Annotated in this window: 16 protein-coding genes and 1 tRNA gene; 5 read left to right on the forward strand and 12 right to left on the reverse strand. The window is 72.4% G+C overall.

The features are described 5' to 3' along the window. Positions 1-12 precede the first annotated feature (12 nt). From AMK25_RS24935 to rfbA, 7 genes are all read right to left on the reverse strand, one after another. A complete protein-coding gene (locus AMK25_RS24935) occupies positions 13-843 on the reverse strand; it encodes a glycosyltransferase family 2 protein (RefSeq protein WP_073830814.1) in 831 nt (276 codons plus the stop codon). Beyond that, a complete protein-coding gene (locus AMK25_RS24940; RefSeq protein ID WP_241826478.1) occupies positions 843-1,751 on the reverse strand; it encodes a glycosyltransferase family 2 protein in 909 nt (302 codons plus the stop codon). The genes AMK25_RS24935 and AMK25_RS24940 overlap by 1 nt, the downstream gene beginning before the upstream one ends. A 5-nt stretch (positions 1,752-1,756) precedes the next feature. Beyond that, a complete protein-coding gene (locus AMK25_RS24945; RefSeq protein ID WP_073830816.1) occupies positions 1,757-2,833 on the reverse strand; it encodes a glycosyltransferase family 4 protein in 1,077 nt (358 codons plus the stop codon). Beyond that, positions 2,830-3,681, reverse strand: coding sequence for a glycosyltransferase (locus tag AMK25_RS24950; RefSeq protein ID WP_073830817.1), 852 nt, complete (start codon positions 3,679-3,681; stop codon positions 2,830-2,832). The genes AMK25_RS24945 and AMK25_RS24950 overlap by 4 nt, the downstream gene beginning before the upstream one ends. 1 nt (position 3,682) lies before the next feature. After that, entirely contained in the window at positions 3,683-4,951 is a 1,269-nt protein-coding gene (locus AMK25_RS24955) for a hypothetical protein (RefSeq protein ID WP_241826479.1), read from the reverse strand. A 79-nt stretch (positions 4,952-5,030) separates the two neighbouring features. After that, positions 5,031-5,657: a dTDP-4-dehydrorhamnose 3,5-epimerase gene (gene rfbC, locus AMK25_RS24960; protein WP_073830818.1), complete on the reverse strand. Its 627-nt coding sequence runs from the start codon at positions 5,655-5,657 to the stop codon at positions 5,031-5,033. Next, positions 5,654-6,535 carry a glucose-1-phosphate thymidylyltransferase RfbA gene (rfbA, locus tag AMK25_RS24965; RefSeq protein WP_073830819.1) on the reverse strand — a complete coding sequence of 294 codons (882 nt, stop codon included), beginning with the start codon at positions 6,533-6,535 and terminating at the stop codon, positions 5,654-5,656. The genes rfbC and rfbA overlap by 4 nt, the downstream gene beginning before the upstream one ends. An 86-nt stretch (positions 6,536-6,621) precedes the next feature. Here rfbA and rfbB point away from each other — a divergent pair, with 86 nt between their 5' ends. Together rfbB and rfbD are read left to right on the forward strand one after the other, a co-directional pair. Continuing rightward, the gene (rfbB, locus tag AMK25_RS24970) at positions 6,622-7,623 is read left to right on the forward strand and encodes a dTDP-glucose 4,6-dehydratase (protein WP_073830820.1); all 1,002 of its coding nucleotides are present in this window, start codon (positions 6,622-6,624) and stop codon (positions 7,621-7,623) included. Then, complete coding sequence (gene rfbD / locus AMK25_RS24975) at positions 7,620-8,498, forward strand: dTDP-4-dehydrorhamnose reductase (RefSeq protein WP_073830821.1); 879 nt, start codon at positions 7,620-7,622, stop codon at positions 8,496-8,498. Before rfbB ends, rfbD begins: the two co-directional genes overlap by 4 nt. Here rfbD and AMK25_RS24980 read toward each other — a convergent pair. Together AMK25_RS24980 and AMK25_RS24985 are read right to left on the reverse strand one after the other, a co-directional pair. Then, positions 8,467-9,939, reverse strand: a complete 1,473-nt coding sequence (locus AMK25_RS24980; protein WP_073830822.1) for a sugar transferase — start codon at positions 9,937-9,939, stop codon at positions 8,467-8,469. The two genes, rfbD and AMK25_RS24980, sit on opposite strands and share 32 nt — an antisense overlap. A gap of 109 nt (positions 9,940-10,048) precedes the next feature. Then, positions 10,049-11,116, reverse strand: a complete 1,068-nt coding sequence (locus AMK25_RS24985; RefSeq protein WP_073830823.1) for an LCP family protein — start codon at positions 11,114-11,116, stop codon at positions 10,049-10,051. A gap of 163 nt (positions 11,117-11,279) precedes the next feature. Between AMK25_RS24985 and AMK25_RS24990 the strand changes: the two genes are divergently transcribed. The 3 genes from AMK25_RS24990 to AMK25_RS25000 all read left to right on the forward strand — a co-directional run bounded on the left by AMK25_RS24990 (position 11,280) and on the right by AMK25_RS25000 (position 14,167). Beyond that, positions 11,280-11,579 carry a hypothetical protein gene (locus AMK25_RS24990; protein ID WP_073830824.1) on the forward strand — a complete coding sequence of 100 codons (300 nt, stop codon included), beginning with the start codon at positions 11,280-11,282 and terminating at the stop codon, positions 11,577-11,579. Between the two features lie 71 nt (positions 11,580-11,650). Continuing rightward, positions 11,651-12,667 carry an expansin EXLX1 family cellulose-binding protein gene (locus AMK25_RS24995; protein WP_073830825.1) on the forward strand — a complete coding sequence of 339 codons (1,017 nt, stop codon included), beginning with the start codon at positions 11,651-11,653 and terminating at the stop codon, positions 12,665-12,667. Positions 12,668-12,880: 213 nt separating this feature from the next. After that, positions 12,881-14,167, forward strand: coding sequence for an IS256 family transposase (locus AMK25_RS25000; RefSeq protein WP_073830826.1), 1,287 nt, complete (start codon positions 12,881-12,883; stop codon positions 14,165-14,167). A gap of 228 nt (positions 14,168-14,395) precedes the next feature. On the opposite strand, the gene AMK25_RS25005 is transcribed toward AMK25_RS25000, so the two are convergent. From AMK25_RS25005 to bcp, 3 genes are all read right to left on the reverse strand, one after another. Beyond that, positions 14,396-14,923 carry a GNAT family N-acetyltransferase gene (locus AMK25_RS25005; protein WP_073830827.1) on the reverse strand — a complete coding sequence of 176 codons (528 nt, stop codon included), beginning with the start codon at positions 14,921-14,923 and terminating at the stop codon, positions 14,396-14,398. Between the two features lie 84 nt (positions 14,924-15,007). Continuing rightward, positions 15,008-15,083, reverse strand: a tRNA-Leu gene (locus AMK25_RS25010). Positions 15,084-15,191: 108 nt separating this feature from the next. Beyond that, positions 15,192-15,662 (reverse strand): thioredoxin-dependent thiol peroxidase, encoded by a 471-nt coding sequence (gene bcp, locus AMK25_RS25015; protein WP_073830828.1) that lies wholly within the window; start codon positions 15,660-15,662, stop codon positions 15,192-15,194. Positions 15,663-15,665: the final 3 nt, after the last annotated feature.

Genomic DNA, 15,665 nt, shown 5'->3' on the forward strand with positions numbered 1-15,665 from the left:
GACCGCCCCGGCTCAGCCGGCCACCGGCGGGCGGGGCGCGGGCACCCGTGAACCGATCAGGCCGGCCGCCCGCTGATGCCGGCGTGCGGCCGGCGGCAGGCCGACCAGGAACTCGGGGAACATGCCGAAGAAGATCCGGGCGCTGCGCAGCTCCAGCGTGTGCGCCGGCGACCACCGCACCGAGTTCGTCGCCCGCGCCCAGTGGTGGGTCCAGCGCACGTCACCGAGCAGAGCGACAGGGAAACCACGCTGCCACGCCCGCAGACCCAGCTCGTGGTCCTCGTAGTAGAGGAAGAAACGCTCGTTCCACCCACCCAGCTCGACGAGGTCCGCGGTGCGTCCGGCGACCGCCGCCCCCATCAGCCAGGCGACGTAGCGGACCTCACCCGGCTCCGCCACCATCCGGTACGACGCGTGCAGGCGGGACAGCGGCCACAGCTTCCGGTTGCCGAGCTTCGCGGTGGCGTACGGGAAGCCACGCCCGTTGGGCTGCGGAGTTCCCCCGGTCGTGAGCAGTTGGGGCGCCACCAGGCCGCCGTGCGCGTCCAGGTGCCGCGCGAGCACGTCCAGCCCGTCCGGGCGGACCTCCAGGTCCGGGTTCGCGAAGAGGTGGTACCTGCCGCCGGCCTCGTGTAGCGCGACGTTGTTGGCCCGGGAGAAGCCGACGTTCTCCGGCAGCGGGATGACCCGGGCGCCCAGTTCCCGGGCCACCGCGGCGGAGTCGTCGGACGACGCGTTGTCCACCACGATCCACTCGTACGGCTTCTCGCCGCGCCAGCAGCGGCGCAGCGTGTCCGCCGAGTTGTAGGTGACAGTCACGACACTCCACGGGTGTCCCGTCATCACGCTCTCCGAACTGTCAGATAGCTGAGCAGAGTCGCGAAGCCGAACCGCTTGCCGGTCCACTGCCGGCGGGCGGCCGGCCCCTGCCGCAGGCCGTGTCCCACGCCGCGCAGGAACGGCCGCAGCAGCCCTTGGCGGACCCGCCGGGCGGCGAGCGCGACGTGCGCCAACGCGAGGACCGGGAGCGCGACGAGCAGCAGCGGCCAGGTGAGCGTCCGCGCCGCGACCAGGAGCCGGTTGCGGGCCAGGAGGAACGCCCGGAATCCCTGGAGCCGGTCGTCGCCGTCGACGCTGTGCCCACCGGCGTGCGGGAGCATCAGATCCAGCGCCCGGGTACGAACCCCCGAGGCGTAGAGCCGCAGGGCGAGGTCGGCGTCCTCACCCCAGGCGAACAGGTGCTCGTAGAACCCGCCGAACCTGCGGTACAGGTCGGTGGGGAAGACCGCCGCGCCGCCGGACGGGCCCAGTGGCGCCCGCGCCGTCGTGGCGGACCGGTCGATGAACAGCGAGACCGGGTGCAGGTCGATGCCCACGTACTCGCCGCCGTGCATGGCCAGACCGACCGCGACCGGGGCGCCGGGGTCCTCCGCGACGGTGGCGCAGATGCGGGCCAGCGCGCCGTCGGGCAGCCAGACGTCCGGGTTCAGCAGCAGCACGTGGCCGGTGGTGGTGGCCGCGACGGCCCGGTTGCAGCCGGCCGCGAAACCGGGGTTGGACGAGTCGGGGAGGTACCGGTACCGGTCGTGGTCGAGGCAGCCGGCGATGATCTCCGCGCAGCCGTCGCCGGGCCAGTTGTCGGCGAAGACGAACCGCACCGGCAGCCCGTCGGCGCTGCGTACCCAGGTGGGCAGCGTCTCGGCGAGCATGCCGGCGGACCGGTAGAGCACCGTGACGACAGTCAGTTCCACGGCGGTCACCGCAGCGACCGGTACAGACTCTGCCAGCGCGTCACGCACCGGTCGAAGGCGTACTCCTGGGCGTACCACTCGGCCACGGCCTGCCGCTCCCCGGCGGGCCCGGCGTGGGCCAGCGCCTGTCGGACGGCGGCGGCCAGCGCGGCGGGGCTGAGGTCGGCCCGGACGGCGAGCGTGCCGGTGGCGTGCCTGGTGACCTCGGCCAGGCCGCCGGCCCCGGTGTGCACCACCGGTACGCCCAGGGACAGCGCCTCCAGCGCGCTGAGCCCGAACGACTCGACCCGGGACGGGACCAGGAGGCAGTCGACGCGCCGGAGGAAGTCCGCCGCGCTGACCCGCCCGACGAGTTCCAGGTTCGGCCGGGCCGCGATCGGCAGCGAGCCGGCGCCGGCGACCTTGACGTCCATCTCCGGCAGGTGCGCGGCGGTCTCGGCCAGCAGGTCCGCGCCCTTCTCCCGCTCCAACCGGCCCAGGTAGCCGACCACGGGCCGCCGGCCGGGCGCCGGCGCGTCGGCGGGCTTCGGGCCGGGCCAGTCGGCCGGCAGGGGGTTGGGAATCAGGTGGATGTTGCGGACGCGCCCCCGCTCGCGCAGCTCGGTGGCCTCGAACTCGGACACCGCGACTGTCGCGTGCGGCCGGAGGCGGCGCATCGCCAGGTCCAGCGTGATGTTGGACTGGATGGCGGCCTTCTGCTGCCACGACCCGGCGGTGTCCCGGTACTGCCAGAGGCTGTTGTGCAGGGTGACCACGAGCGGAGTGCGGTCCAGGCTGAGCGCGGCCCGCGCGTGCATGGCGGCGGACAGCAGGTGGGCGCAGACCACGTCCGGCTTCACCTCGCGGACGAGTCGACGGATCTCCCGCGCGTAGCCGAGGTCGATCCGGCTGGTCGCGCCGAGCCCGACCCACGGCACTCCGGCCTCCCGCAGCGACCGGCCCACCTCGTCGTCCGAGGTGGCGGCGACCACGTCGACGCCGGTGCGGGCGTGCGCCGGCACCAGTTCGGTGAGCATCCGTTCCGCGCCGCCCAGCTGCCGCCGCCCGGCGCCACCTGTCGTGCAGACGAAGAGCACCTTCACGACGCACGCAGTCCCGCGACGGCTCCGCGCGCTATCGCGCGGCGCACGGAGTCGCGGCCCACCGCCGCCCGCAGCAGGATGCCGCAGACGTACGCGGTGGCCGCCACGCGACCACGGCGGCCGCCCAGGTCCCGGCTGGCCCGGATGAACTCGCGGGTACGCCGCTCGGAGATCTCCTCGGCCGACCAGCGGCGCTTCGCCGTCGCGTCGTCCTCGTGCATGATCACGGCGTCCGCCACGTACGCCAGCCGTTTGCCCTGCCGCCGCACCGCCCAGCACAGCCGCATGTCCTCGGAGTAGAAGAAGGACGTCTCGTCGACACCGCCGATGGCGTCGAAGGTGCTACGTCGCAGCGCGACGAACGGCCCGGTCAGCCAGTCCGCCTGCTCCGGGGGCGCGACGATCCGCAGGCGCGGCACCACGAGGCTCAGCCCGGTGGCGTGGCCGAGCCCGACCCCCATGGTCAGGAACCGGCCGCCCTCGGTCTGCGGCACGCCCTCCGGCGTCACCACCGCGGGAAAGGCGGCGCCCACCTCCGGGTCCTCCAGGGCCGTGAGCAGCCGGGCCACCGCGTCGTCGCGCACGACGATGTCGTTGTTGGAGAGGATGACGTTCGCCCTGCTGGTGTGCCGTACGCCGAGGTTCATGCCCCGGGCGTACCCCAGGTTCGAGCCGGACTGGACGTAGGTGACGCCCTGCTGGGCGCAGAACTCGCTCAGCGCCTGGCGGATCTCCGCCGAGCTGCCGTTGTCCACGACGACGATCTCGGCCTCGGCGGGCAGTGACAGGACGCAGGCGCGGGTGCGGTGGAAGTCCTCCCAGGCGAGAACCACGATCGAGACGTCCATCTCACACCATCCCAGGATTCGGCGGCTGCGCTCGGCGCAGGCTCGCTCTCGACGCGAACGCGTGTACGGCGTAGGCGAGCGAGGAGGCGACCGCCGCCCCGACCACACCGGCCCACGGGATGACGCCGAGGTATGCCGGTATCGCGACCGCAGACGTGACGACGGCGACCACTGTGGTCGCCTTCTCGCCCCGCCGCTTCAGCAGCAGGGCGCTCCAGCTCTTCCCGGCCGCCGTGGCGAGCGAGCCCGGCAGGAGCAGCAGCCCGAGGAGCCAGGCGTGCCGGTACTCCGGCGCCAGGAAGCCCAGCACCCCGAGCCCGGCGATCGCGGCCAGGGCGATCGGCAGGGCGGCCCTCACCACCGCCGGCGTCGGGTCCGGCCCGTCCCCGCCGTCCCGGTCGGCCAGGATGCGCTGCGCCCGCACCACGGCGCCCGCCTGCGCGAACTCCAGGGCAGCGACCGCCAGCGCGTAGACGCCGAGCGGACCGGCCCCGGCGAACCTGGCCACCAGGACCTGGTTGAACCGCAGCGTCATCATCTGCGCGAAGATGCCCAGGTGCAGGCTCCCGACCGCGAGCAGGTCGGCCCGGTAGTCCGACCCGGTCGAGGTGGGCGCCGGGGCTGCCCCGGCCCGCCGCAGCCGGACCAGGATCAGGCCGCACACGGCGAAGGCGCTGAGCCACTGGACCCCGAGCCACACCATGCTCCACAGGCCGCCGTCGAGCCGGCCGGCGGCGTAGAGGGCGGCGTAACCGGCGACCAGGACCGCGCCGCTCGCCGCGCGCATCGCGTAGACCAGCCGGAAGCTGCGCTGCCGCAGGGCGATCGACGAGACCGTGTTGAACACGGTCAGGCCCACCGCGGACCCGACGCCGACCAGATAGGCGCCGACCCCCGCCGCCGCGGTGAGCAGCGCGGCGGCGACACCGGACAGGAGTACGGAGACGCCGAGGATCGCGACCAGGTACGCCCGCCCGCGGGACTGCACCCAGCCGGCCGGGCGCGAGATGAGGAAGGTGTCGAGCGACAGCCCGCCGACGGCCGCGCCGAGCGTGGCGCTCACCATGTTCGCCGACAGCTCGCCGCGCTCCGCCGCGGGCAGCGTCACCGACATGACCGCCGCCAGGCCGGTCAGGCCCAGCGCGCCGAGATAGAGGCGCTCGGGCGCGACGAGCCGCCGCAGCAGACCGGCCGCCCGGCGCCGCGACGGAGGTGTCGTGCCGGGGTCCGACGGGGACTGAGCAGCGTCGACCAGCGAACCGCCTGTCACTCGTCTCCCCCAAACGGTGCGGCACCGGTACGGGTACGTCGAGTACCACGTCGCTGGCATTTTCTACCCGAATGACCGGTCAGCTGCAATCAGCCTTCGGGCTCCACCTGGCCGGGTCGGGACCGGCCACGAACGACAGGCAACTGCGGTAGCCGGGCAGGAGCCCGGCCGTGCGGGCGTCGGCCAGGCTGGGCGCGGCGGCGTCCCGGGCCGACAGCACCGGCGCCTCGACCGGCCAGTCGATCGCCAGGTCCGGGTCGAGGGGATGCACAGTGTGCTCGGCGCCCGGGTTGTAGGTGGTGGAGCAGAGATAGCTCAGCGTGGCGTCGTCGGTCAGCGCGCAGAAACCGTGCCCCAAGCCCTCGCTGAGATAGACGGCACGCCGGTCCACGTCGTCCAGCCGCACCGCCTCCCACCGCCCGAACGTCGGCGAGCCCACCCGGATGTCCACCACCAGGTCGACGACGGCCCCGCGTACGCAGGTCACGTACTTGGCCTGGCCCGGCGGGACGTCGGCGAAGTGGATGCCGCGGACCACGCCCCGCGCGGAGACGGACAGGTTGCCCTGGGCGAGCCGCAGCGGATGCCCGACCACCTCGGCGAGCCGGTCGAACCGGTACCACTCCATGAACAACCCGCGGGAGTCGCCGTGCTGTCGGGGCGTGATCTCCCAGGCCCCCTCGATGCTCAGCGGCCGGATCTTCATCGGTCGGTCCCGCTCGGGCCGCCCAGCAGGCCCAGCAGGTATTCGCCGTAGCCGCTGCGGGTCAGCGGATGGGCGAGCACGCGCAGCCGCTCGTCGTCGATCAGCCCGGAGCGCCAGACCACCTCCTCGACGCAGCCGATCTTCATGCCCTGACGCTCCTCGATCACCCGGACGAACTCGGCGGCCTGCATCATCGAGGTGAACGTGCCGGTGTCCAGCCACGCGGTGCCCCGGTCCAGGACCGTCACCGTCAGCTCGCCCCACGCCCGGTACGTCTCGTTGACAGCGGTGATCTCCAGCTCGCCGCGCGCGCTCGGCGTCAGCTTGCGGGCGATCTCGACCACCCGGTTGTCGTAGAAGTAGAGGCCGGGCACCGCGTACCGGGACCGGGGACGGGCCGGCTTCTCCTCGATCGACAGCACCCGGCCGTCGGCGTCGAACTCGACCACGCCGTACTCCTGCGGGTTCGCCACCGGGTACGCGAAGACCCGGCCGCCCGTCGGCTCGCCGTGCTGGGCGAGCTGCCGGCCGAGCCCGACGCCGTGGAAGATGTTGTCGCCGAGGATCAGCGCCACCGACTCGTCACCGATGAAGTCCGCGCCGAGCAGGAACGCCTGCGCGATGCCCTCCGGGCGGGGCTGCTCGGCGTACGCCAGCCGCAGCCCCCACTGGCTGCCGTCACCGAGCAGCCGCTCGAACTGGGCGCGGTCCTCCGGCGTGGTGACGACAAGGATCTCCCGCACCCCGGCCATCACCAGAGTGGACAGCGGGTAGTAGACCATCGGCTTGTCGAACACCGGCATCAGTTGCTTGGAGACGGCCCGGGTGATCGGCCACAGCCGGGACCCGGTGCCACCGGCGAGAAGGATTCCACGCACTCGCGGAGACTACCCGTGACGCCGCCACCACCGTGGCCCTTCGACGTCCCGCCTGTGCTGCTCGTACGGCGTAGACTCCTCGACCCGTGAGGATCCTCGTCACCGGCGGCGCCGGCTTCATCGGGTCGGAGTACGTGCGGATGCTGCTGGGCGTGCCCGGCGGCGACGCGGCCGGGGTGCCCGCGGCGGCGCCCACGGCGCTCACCGTGCTGGACAAGCTCACCTACTCCGGCAACCTGGCGAACCTGGCCCCGGTGCGTGACGACCCGCGCCTGTGCTTCGTCCGCGGCGACATCTGCGATCCGGCGCTCGTCGACGAGGTGGTGCCCGGGCACGACGTGATCGTCCACTTCGCCGCCGAGTCGCACGTGGACCGGTCCATCACCGGCGCGGCCCCGTTCGTCACCACGAACGTGCTCGGCACCCAGACGCTGCTGGACGCCGCGCTGCGCCACGGCACCGGCCGGTTCGTGCACGTCTCCACCGACGAGGTGTACGGCTCGATCGACTCCGGCTCCTGGACGGAGAACTGGCCGCTGTCGCCGAACTCGCCGTACTCCGCCTCGAAGGCCGGGTCCGACCTGCTGGCGCTGGCCTACCACCGCACCCACGGCCTGGACGTGGTGGTGACCCGCTGCTCCAACAACTACGGGCCCTACCAGTTCCCGGAGAAGGTCGTCCCGCTGTTCGTGACGAACCTGCTCGACGGCGGCACCGTGCCGCTGTACGGCGACGGCGGCAACGTGCGCGACTGGCTGCACGTGCACGACCACTGCCGGGGCGTGGCGATGGTGCAGGAGAAGGGGCGGGCCGGCGAGGTCTACCACATCGGCGGCGGCACCGAGCTGACCAACCGGCAGCTCACCGAGCGGCTCCTGGCGGCCTGCGGGGCCGGCTGGGACCGGGTCGTGCCGGTCACCGACCGCAAGGGCCACGACCGCCGGTACTCGCTGGACATCACCAAGATCAGCAGCGAGCTGGGGTACGCGCCGAGCATCGACCTCGACCGGGGCCTGGCCGAGACGGTCCGCTGGTACCGGGACAACCGGGCCTGGTGGGAGCCGCTGAAGACGGCCGGGCACCCATGACCCGGGTGCTCGTCACCGGCGCGGGCGGCATGCTCGGACGGGACCTGCTCGCCGTGCTGCGGACCCGGCCCGACCTGTCGGTCACCGCCGCCACCCGCGCCGGCCTCGACGTCACCGACGCCCACGCGGTCCGGGACGCGGTGGGCGGGCACGACGTGGTGCTCAACGCCGCCGCGTGGACCGACGTGGACGGCGCGGAGACGCACGAGGCGGACGCGACGGCTGTCAACGGCGACGCGGTCGCCCACCTGGCCCACGCCTGTGCCGTGTCCGGCGCGCGCCTGGTGCACGTCTCGACCGACTACGTGTTCGCCGGGGACGCCGTCGAGCCGTACCCGGAGGACGCGCCGACCGGCCCGGTCAACGCGTACGGGCGCGGCAAGCTCGCCGGGGAACAGGCGGTGGCCCGGCTGCTGCCCGAGACCGGGTACGTCGTGCGTACCGCCTGGCTCTACGCCACCCACGGCCGCAACTTCGTCACCACCATGCTGCGGCTGGCCGCCGAACGCGACCGGCTCGACGTGGTGGACGACCAGCGCGGGCAGCCCACCTGGTCGTACCGTCTCGCGGAGCGGCTCGTGGCGCTGGCCGACGCGGCGCTGGCCGGCGACGCGGCGCCCGGGACGTACCACGGCACCGCCGCCGGCGAGACCACCTGGTACGGCCTGGCCCGCGCCGTGTTCGCCCTGCGCGGCCTGGACCCGGACCGGGTCCGGCCCACCACGAGCGACAGTTTCCCGCGCCCGGCGCGGCGCCCCCGCTACAGCGTGCTGGCGCACGGCCGGTGGGCCGCGGCGAAGCTGCCGCCGCCGGGGGACTGGCACGCGGACCTGGCCGAGGCGCTCAGCCTCCCCCGCCCCGGAACACCTCGCTGACGGTACGCAGCACGATCTTGATGTCGAGCCAGAGCGACCAGTTCTCGACGTAGTAGTTGTCGAACCGCGCCCGGTCCGAGATCGGCGTGTCCCCGCGCAGGCCGCTGACCTGGGCCAGCCCGGTGAGCCCGACCGGTACCCGGTGCCGCATCGCGTAGGTCGGATACTCCACCGAGAACTTCTCCACGAAGTACGGCCGCTCCGGGCGGGGCCCCACCACGCTCATCTCACCGCGCAGGATGTTCCACAGTTGCGGCAGCTCGTCGAGCGAGGTGCGCCGCATGAACCGCCCGATCGGCCCGACCCGTTGGTCGTGCGCGATGGACCAGGTCGTCTGCGACTCGTGCTCGTCCTCCGGACGCATGGACCGGAACTTGATGACGTGGAACGGCTTGCCGTACCGGCCGATCCGCTCCTGCCGGAAGAACACGCCACGGCCGCCGTCGAGGAACGTGGCGAGTGCGCAGAGCAGCAGCAGCGGGCTCAGCACCACCAGGGCGGTCACCGCGAACACCACGTCCGAGGCCCGCTTGACCCGCCAGCGGGGACCGGTGAGCGTGGTGTCGCCGATCTTGACGATCGGGATGGCGCCGATGTGGTCGGGGTAGCCGCCCTGGCCCCGCGAACCCCACAGGCGCGGCACCGCCCACAGGTCGCACCGCGAGCTGGCCGGGCGCAGCAGCGACTCCATCAGGTCCGACTCGGAGCAGTCCGGGTCGGCGATGACCAGGACCTCGCACTCCAGCATGTCGGTGAGCTTCTCCAGGTCGTCGATCGTGCCGATCAGCGGCACCGCGCCCATGCGCGGCCGCGACGGGGCGTCCACCGCGCCGACGAACCGCAGCCCGTACTGCGGATGGCGGCGCAGCAGCCGGGCCAGTTCCCCGCCGATCGGGCCGCCGCCGACGACGATGGTGTTGCGCTCCACCCACCGGCGCTTGCGGGCCAGCAGGACGAGCCGGCAGTTCAGCGCGCGCCCCACGACCACCAGGCCGGCGGAGAACGCGACGCCCTGGACGAAGCCGCTCACGTGCGGCACCGAGTCGTGCCGCAGCGCCGCGATGATGGCCACCACCGCGCCGGAGGCCAGCAGCCGCCCGCCGAGGCTCGGCAGCTCGTCCAGGATGCTGATGTGCCGGCGGGGCCGGTACAGCCCGCCGGCCGCGAAGAAGCCCACTGTGAGGGCCGCGTTGGCCAGCGTGCCACGCCAGTAGTTCTGGGTCAGCAGCAGCGGTGCGAGCAGCGCCGCGACGTCGATGGGCGCGGTCACCATCCACGCGCGCACCCATCGCGTACGCGTCGAGGCCCGCGACCCCGCGTAGGGCAGGACCGTTGTCGTGTCCAGGCCGCTGTTCATCGGCGGGTCGTTCGACGGCGGGTCGTTCGACGGCGGGTCGTTCGACGGCGCGGCCGGATGCTCGAACGCCGGAAGGCGTGGCATGGTCGATCCTCCCCCGTGACGCCGCCGGCCCGGATACGGAGACCGACGACGATCGCAGGATACGAGCGACCCCGCCGCGCCGCCACCACCGGCACGGCAGATCGACGTCCTACTTTCCGCTCATGGCGAGAATCTCCGGGACCGAGTCGCGGCGAACCGCGTCGAACAGCGTCTTCGCGCGCGCCGGATCCGGGAACACGACGCTCTCGCTGCCGACGCGGCCCGTTCCCTTCACCGGGCAGGTGAAGAACGTCAGATTGCCGCTGCGCAGCCCGCGCATCTCCATCGCGAGGTCCACCAGCGACAGTGACTTGTCGACAGCCACCGAGTCCGACGTGGCACGGACGAACGAGTTGAGCTTGGCCGGGTTGGTCATCACCCCGCCCGAGGCGGCCTTGTCCAGAATGGCCTTGATCACCTGCTGCTGGTGCCGGATGCGGGCGAAGTCGCCGTCGGGGAAGGCGTGCCGTTCCCGCGCGTAGTCCAGCGCGGCTGCGCCGTTCATGGTCTGCCGGCCCTTCTCGAAGGTCCGCGTGCCGGCGAGCGAGTAATTCGTGCTGAAACCCTTCTCCACGTCGATCTCGACACCGCCCAGTGCGTCGATGATCTCCTTGAAGCCGGCGAAGTCCACCATCGCCACGTTGTCCACCCGTACGCCGCTGAACTTCTCCACCGTCTGCACCATCAGCGGCACACCACCCCAGGCGTACGCGGCATTGATCTTCGCGTCGCGGCCGCCGCGGCCCTCCTTCGACTTCGGGACGGCCGTCCAGGTGTCCCGCGGGATCGAGATGAGCTGGGCGCTCGACCGGTCCTTCGGCAGGTGGGCCAGGATGATCGTGTCGCTGCGCGAGCCGCCGGTGCTCTCCGGGTCGCGGGAGTCGCTGCCCAGGATCATGATGTTCATGGCGCCCTTGACCTCGACCTGCGGGCGCGACTCCTCCGGTACGCCCTCGAAGGCGTCGACCCGTTCGATCGACTTGTCGACCGAGCGGTAGTAAAGACCGCCGGCCAGCGCGCCGCCACCGGCGAGCAGCACCATCACGAGCAGCACGATCAGGGCGATCCGCCGGCCACGGCGACGCCGGGGCGCCTTCTGCCGAACCGGCTCGCCCGGCTCCACATCGGAGAACCCGGGGCGGGCGTCGGAATCGGCGAGCTGATGGCGATCTGACATGCTCCGATGCTACTGATTCGCGCTGCGCCACGGGGGGACCCTCGTGCCCCGGGCGGGGATCGCGGCGCAGCCCGGCGGGCGGGCTGACCCGGTGCCGGGCCTTGCCGGGAGGAGCGCCTCGGATCGATGATGGTATGACGGCCAGGTCGACCGAGGAGTCGAGATGCAGGTTATCCACCAGCCCCGGGTGGCGTGGGACGCGGCCCGCGTCATCGGCGCGGCGGTCCACGACGAGGAACTGTTCCACTGGCTCTACCGCGTACTCGGCGATCTGCTCGGCCCCGCCACATGGGCGGCCCTCGACGAGACCCGCGACCGGGTCCGCTGGTCCGGCGACGACCGGATCCCGGTCGAGACCGGCGTGTGGCGTGTGCGCCTGGAGGACTCGCTGCGCGGGCGCCCCGACCTCGCCGACGAGCTGGCCGGCATCGTCGCCACCGCCCGCGCGGTCCGGCCGCACTAGCCTCCGCGCCGGTTTAGCTTTCGCTTAGCTCGCTTGTCCGGCGGCACGCCGGTCCGGCAGCATCGACCGGCGTGACCGACGGCACCGCACCCCACCCGCCGACCGACGACCGCGCGCCCGCCACCGCGCCCGGTCGCCGTGCCGCCACGCGCCGCCGCCGGCTCGCCGCCGCCGGTCTGGTCACCGTCGCGGCGGCGGTCGCTGTCGCCCTCGCGGTACGCGGCGGCGCCGCCCCCGCCTGCGCAGCCCCGCCTCCACCCGCCGGCGTCCCGGTCCTGGCGGCGCTTCCCCTCGGCGCCGCCCCGCCCGTCGGTGGGGCCACCCGCAGCGGCAAGGCCACCTTCTACGACTCCGCCGGCGCCGGCGGCAACTGCTCCCGACCCGCCGCCCCGGCCAACCGGATGTACGTCGCGTTCGGCCCGAGCGAGTACGCGGCCGGCGCTTCCTGCGGCGGGTTCCTCGACGTCACCGGCCCGCGCGGCACGGTCCGGGTGCTGGTCATGGACCAGTGCCCGGAGTGCGCCCCGGGCCACCTCGACCTGTCCGCCGAAGCGTTCGCCCGGATCGCCGACCCGGTGCAGGGCGTGGTGAAGGTCAGCTACCGGGCCGTGGTGACCCCGCCGCTGTCCGGGCCGCTCACCTTCCGCATGAAGGAGGGCTCGTCGCAGTGGTGGTTCGCCGTGCTTGTCGGTGACCATGGCAATCCGCTGCGCTCGGTCGAGGTCCGGCAGAACGGATCGTGGCGCGCGGCCCAGCGGCAGGACTACAACTACTGGCTGATCGAGTCCGGTGCCGGCCCCGGCCCGTACACGATCCGGGTCACCGACGTGTACGGCAACCGCGCGACCGCCACCGGCGTCCGGATGCTCCCGGGCCAGGTGCAGCGCAGCACGGTCCGGATGTACGGCGCGAAGCCCGCCCCCACCACACCGACCCCGAAGAAGCCCCGCCCCACATCCCCGACCCCGTCCACCCCCACCCCCACCTCGACCCCGACCGCATCCACCCCCGCCGCCCCCACCTCAGCCCTCACGGACCCCCTCGTGCAGGCAGCCGCCGCCCCACCCACCCCCACTAGCTGCGCCTAACCCTCACCCCACGGTCCTCAGGACCTCCGCCCGCGCCCTCGGGCCCCGCCCCGCGCGCCGCCCTCGCCCGCGCCCTCACCCCGCCGATCTTGCATTTGCGGCCCCTCGGATGCGGCATTCGCACCTTTCGCCTGGGCCGAATCGGGTCTGTGGATCTAACGGTGTTTCCGGCCTGACCCGCCAGGCGTTGTGCCTGGTGAGGAGGGTGCCGTGATGACCGCGACACTGAACGACCAGACCGGACGCAGGAAGCGGCCCGAGCCGTCGGCGGAGGCGAAGGCCGCCGCTGAGCTGGTCCGGGCCGCGAAGGAACAAGGGCTGTCGTTGACCGGCCCGGACGGGCTGCTCAAGCAGTTGACCAAGACGGTCCTGGAGACCGCGCTCAACGAGGAGATGACCGATCACCTCGGCTATGCCAAACACGAACCCGACGGCGCCGGCTCGGGCAACATCCGCAACGGGACCCGGCCAAAGACGGTGCTGACCGACGCGACTGGGCCGGTGCAGATCGACGTGCCGCGGGACCGAGCGGGCACGTTCGAACCGCAGATCGTGCGCAAGCGGCAGCGCCGGTTGTCGGGGGTCGACGAGGTGGTGTTGTCGCTGTATGCCAAAGGGTTGACGACCGGGGAGATCTCGGCGCACTTCGCCGAGATCTACGGGGCTTCGGTGTCGAAGGAGACGATCTCGCGGATCACCGACAAGGTGATCGAGGAGATGACCGACTGGTCGCACCGGCCCCTCGACGAGATCTACGCGGCGGTGTTCATCGACGCGATCGTGGTCAAAGTCCGGGACGGGCAGGTCGCGAACCGGCCCTTCTACGCCGCGATCGGGGTCACCCTCGACGGCGAGAAGGACATCCTCGGGTTGTGGGCCGGCACGGGTGGTGAGGGCGCGAAGTTCTGGATGAGCGTGCTGACCGACCTGCGCAACCGAGGCGTCAAGGACGTGTTCTTCCTCGTCTGCGACGGCCTGAAGGGCCTGCCCGAGGTCGTTACGAACGTGTGGCCCCGCACGGTGGTCCAGACCTGCATCATCCATCTGATCCGCAACACCTTCCGGCTCACGTCCCGCCGCTACTGGGACGAGCTGAAGCGGGACATCAAACCGATCTACACCGCCGTCAACGCTCAAGCGGCCAGGGCGGCGTTCGACGACCTGGCCGACAAGTGGGGCGATCGGTATCCGGCGGTGATCCGCCTGTGGGACAACGCCTGGGCGGAGTTCATCCCGTTCCTCGACTACGACCTGGAGATCCGCACCGTCATCTGTTCCACGAACGCGATCGAGTCGCTCAACGCCCGCTACCGACGGGCGGTCAAGGCCCGCGGCCACTTCCCGAACGAGCTGGCCGCGTTGAAGTGTCTGTACCTGGTGACCCGGTCCCTGGACCCCACCGGGGACGGCAGGACCCGATGGACGATGCGCTGGAAACCCGCCCTGAACGCCTTCGCCATCACCTTCAGCGACCGCTTCCCAGCCGCTGAAACCTACTAACCAAGATCGCCGGAAACACCGTTAGCGAGACAGCCCCGCCGAATCCGCAAGATCGTCGCGACTGCCGGCTGCGCCGGGGGTGTGAGGGCGGCGTGGGGTGGGCCAGCCTCGCTGATCTTGCACTTGCGGACCCTTGAGTGTCGTGAATGCCCGATCTGCCGGGGCCGTGAGTGCAAGATCGGCGAGGTGCGGCGCGGGGAGGCAAGGGAAGGGGGGAGGGGGAGGGGGTCAGGTTGGGGTGGGGAGGTCTAGCCACATGAGGATTTCGTCGCGGGCGTCGGTGGCGGACAGGCGCAGCGCGGCGGGGAGGCGGCCGATCTCGCGGTAGCCGAGGCGTTTGTAGAAGCGGTCCAGCCCCAGTCCGTCGCGGACCGTCACGTGCAGCGCCGCCAGACCCAGCCCTCGGGCGATCCGCTCGGCCTCGCGCATCAGCGCCGCGCCGTGGCCGCGTCCCTGCGTGTCGGGGTGCACCATGACGCGCTTGAGCACCCGCCAGTGCGTCTTGAGGTGGAACCGGTTGTCGGCGATGACCAGCACGGCGACCAGCCGTTCGCCCTCGTAGGCGGCGAGCAGCCGGTCCGGCCCGTCCGCGACCTCGTCGAGCGTGCAGGTGGCGAGCGGGCGTACCTCGTCGGCGGTCACGGGGGCGACGAAGCCCACGGCGCCGCCGGCGTTCGTCACGTCCACCCAGAGCGCGATGATCTGTTCGCGCAGCTCGGGGGTCAGGTCGGGGTCGAGGGCGAAACGCAGGTCCACGCCGTAATCCTGCTCGTGGCGACGCGGCGCGGACCCGTGTTCGTGACCTTCCCGACAGTCGCCGGCGCGCGTGGCACCGGCGACTGGTAGGGCCGGCGGGATTCGAACCCGCACTGGTGCGGACCTAAACCGCATGCCTCTGCCGTTGGGCTACGGCCCCTTCATCGTGACCACCGCCCGCGGACCGGTGGCACAGCCTCCGGATCGTAGACCACGTTCGGTGCCGCCACTGCGGCCCGGCCGTGACGAGCCGGGCCGCGCGCCGACCTCAGTCGAGCCCGAGGTCCCGGCGCAGCTTGGCGACGTGGCCGGTGGCCCGCACGTTGTAGAGCGCCCGTTCGATCTTGCCGTCCTCGTCCACCACGAACGTCGAGCGGATCACTCCGGTGACCGTACGGCCGTACATCTGCTTCTCGCCGAACGCGCCGTACGCGGTCAGCACCGCCTTGTCCGCGTCGGAGACCAGCGGGAACGTGATCGCGTCCCGCTCGCGGAACTTCGCGAGCTTGGCCGGCTTGTCCGGCGAGATGCCCACCACCTCGTAGCCGGCGGCCTGCAGCGAGGCGAGCGAGTCCCGGAAGTCACACGCCTGCTTGGTGCAGCCGGGCGTCATGGCGGCCGGGTACGCGTACACGATGACCTTGCGGCCGCGCAGGTCGGCGAGGGAGAGCGTCCCGCCGTCGTCGGTGGGGAGGGTGAACTCGGGGGCGGGGTCGCCGGGGCTGAGGCGGTCGGTCATGGC

This window comes from Micromonospora sp. TSRI0369 (assembly GCF_001905625.1).
Taxonomy (GTDB): domain Bacteria; phylum Actinomycetota; class Actinomycetes; order Mycobacteriales; family Micromonosporaceae; genus Micromonospora; species Micromonospora echinospora_A.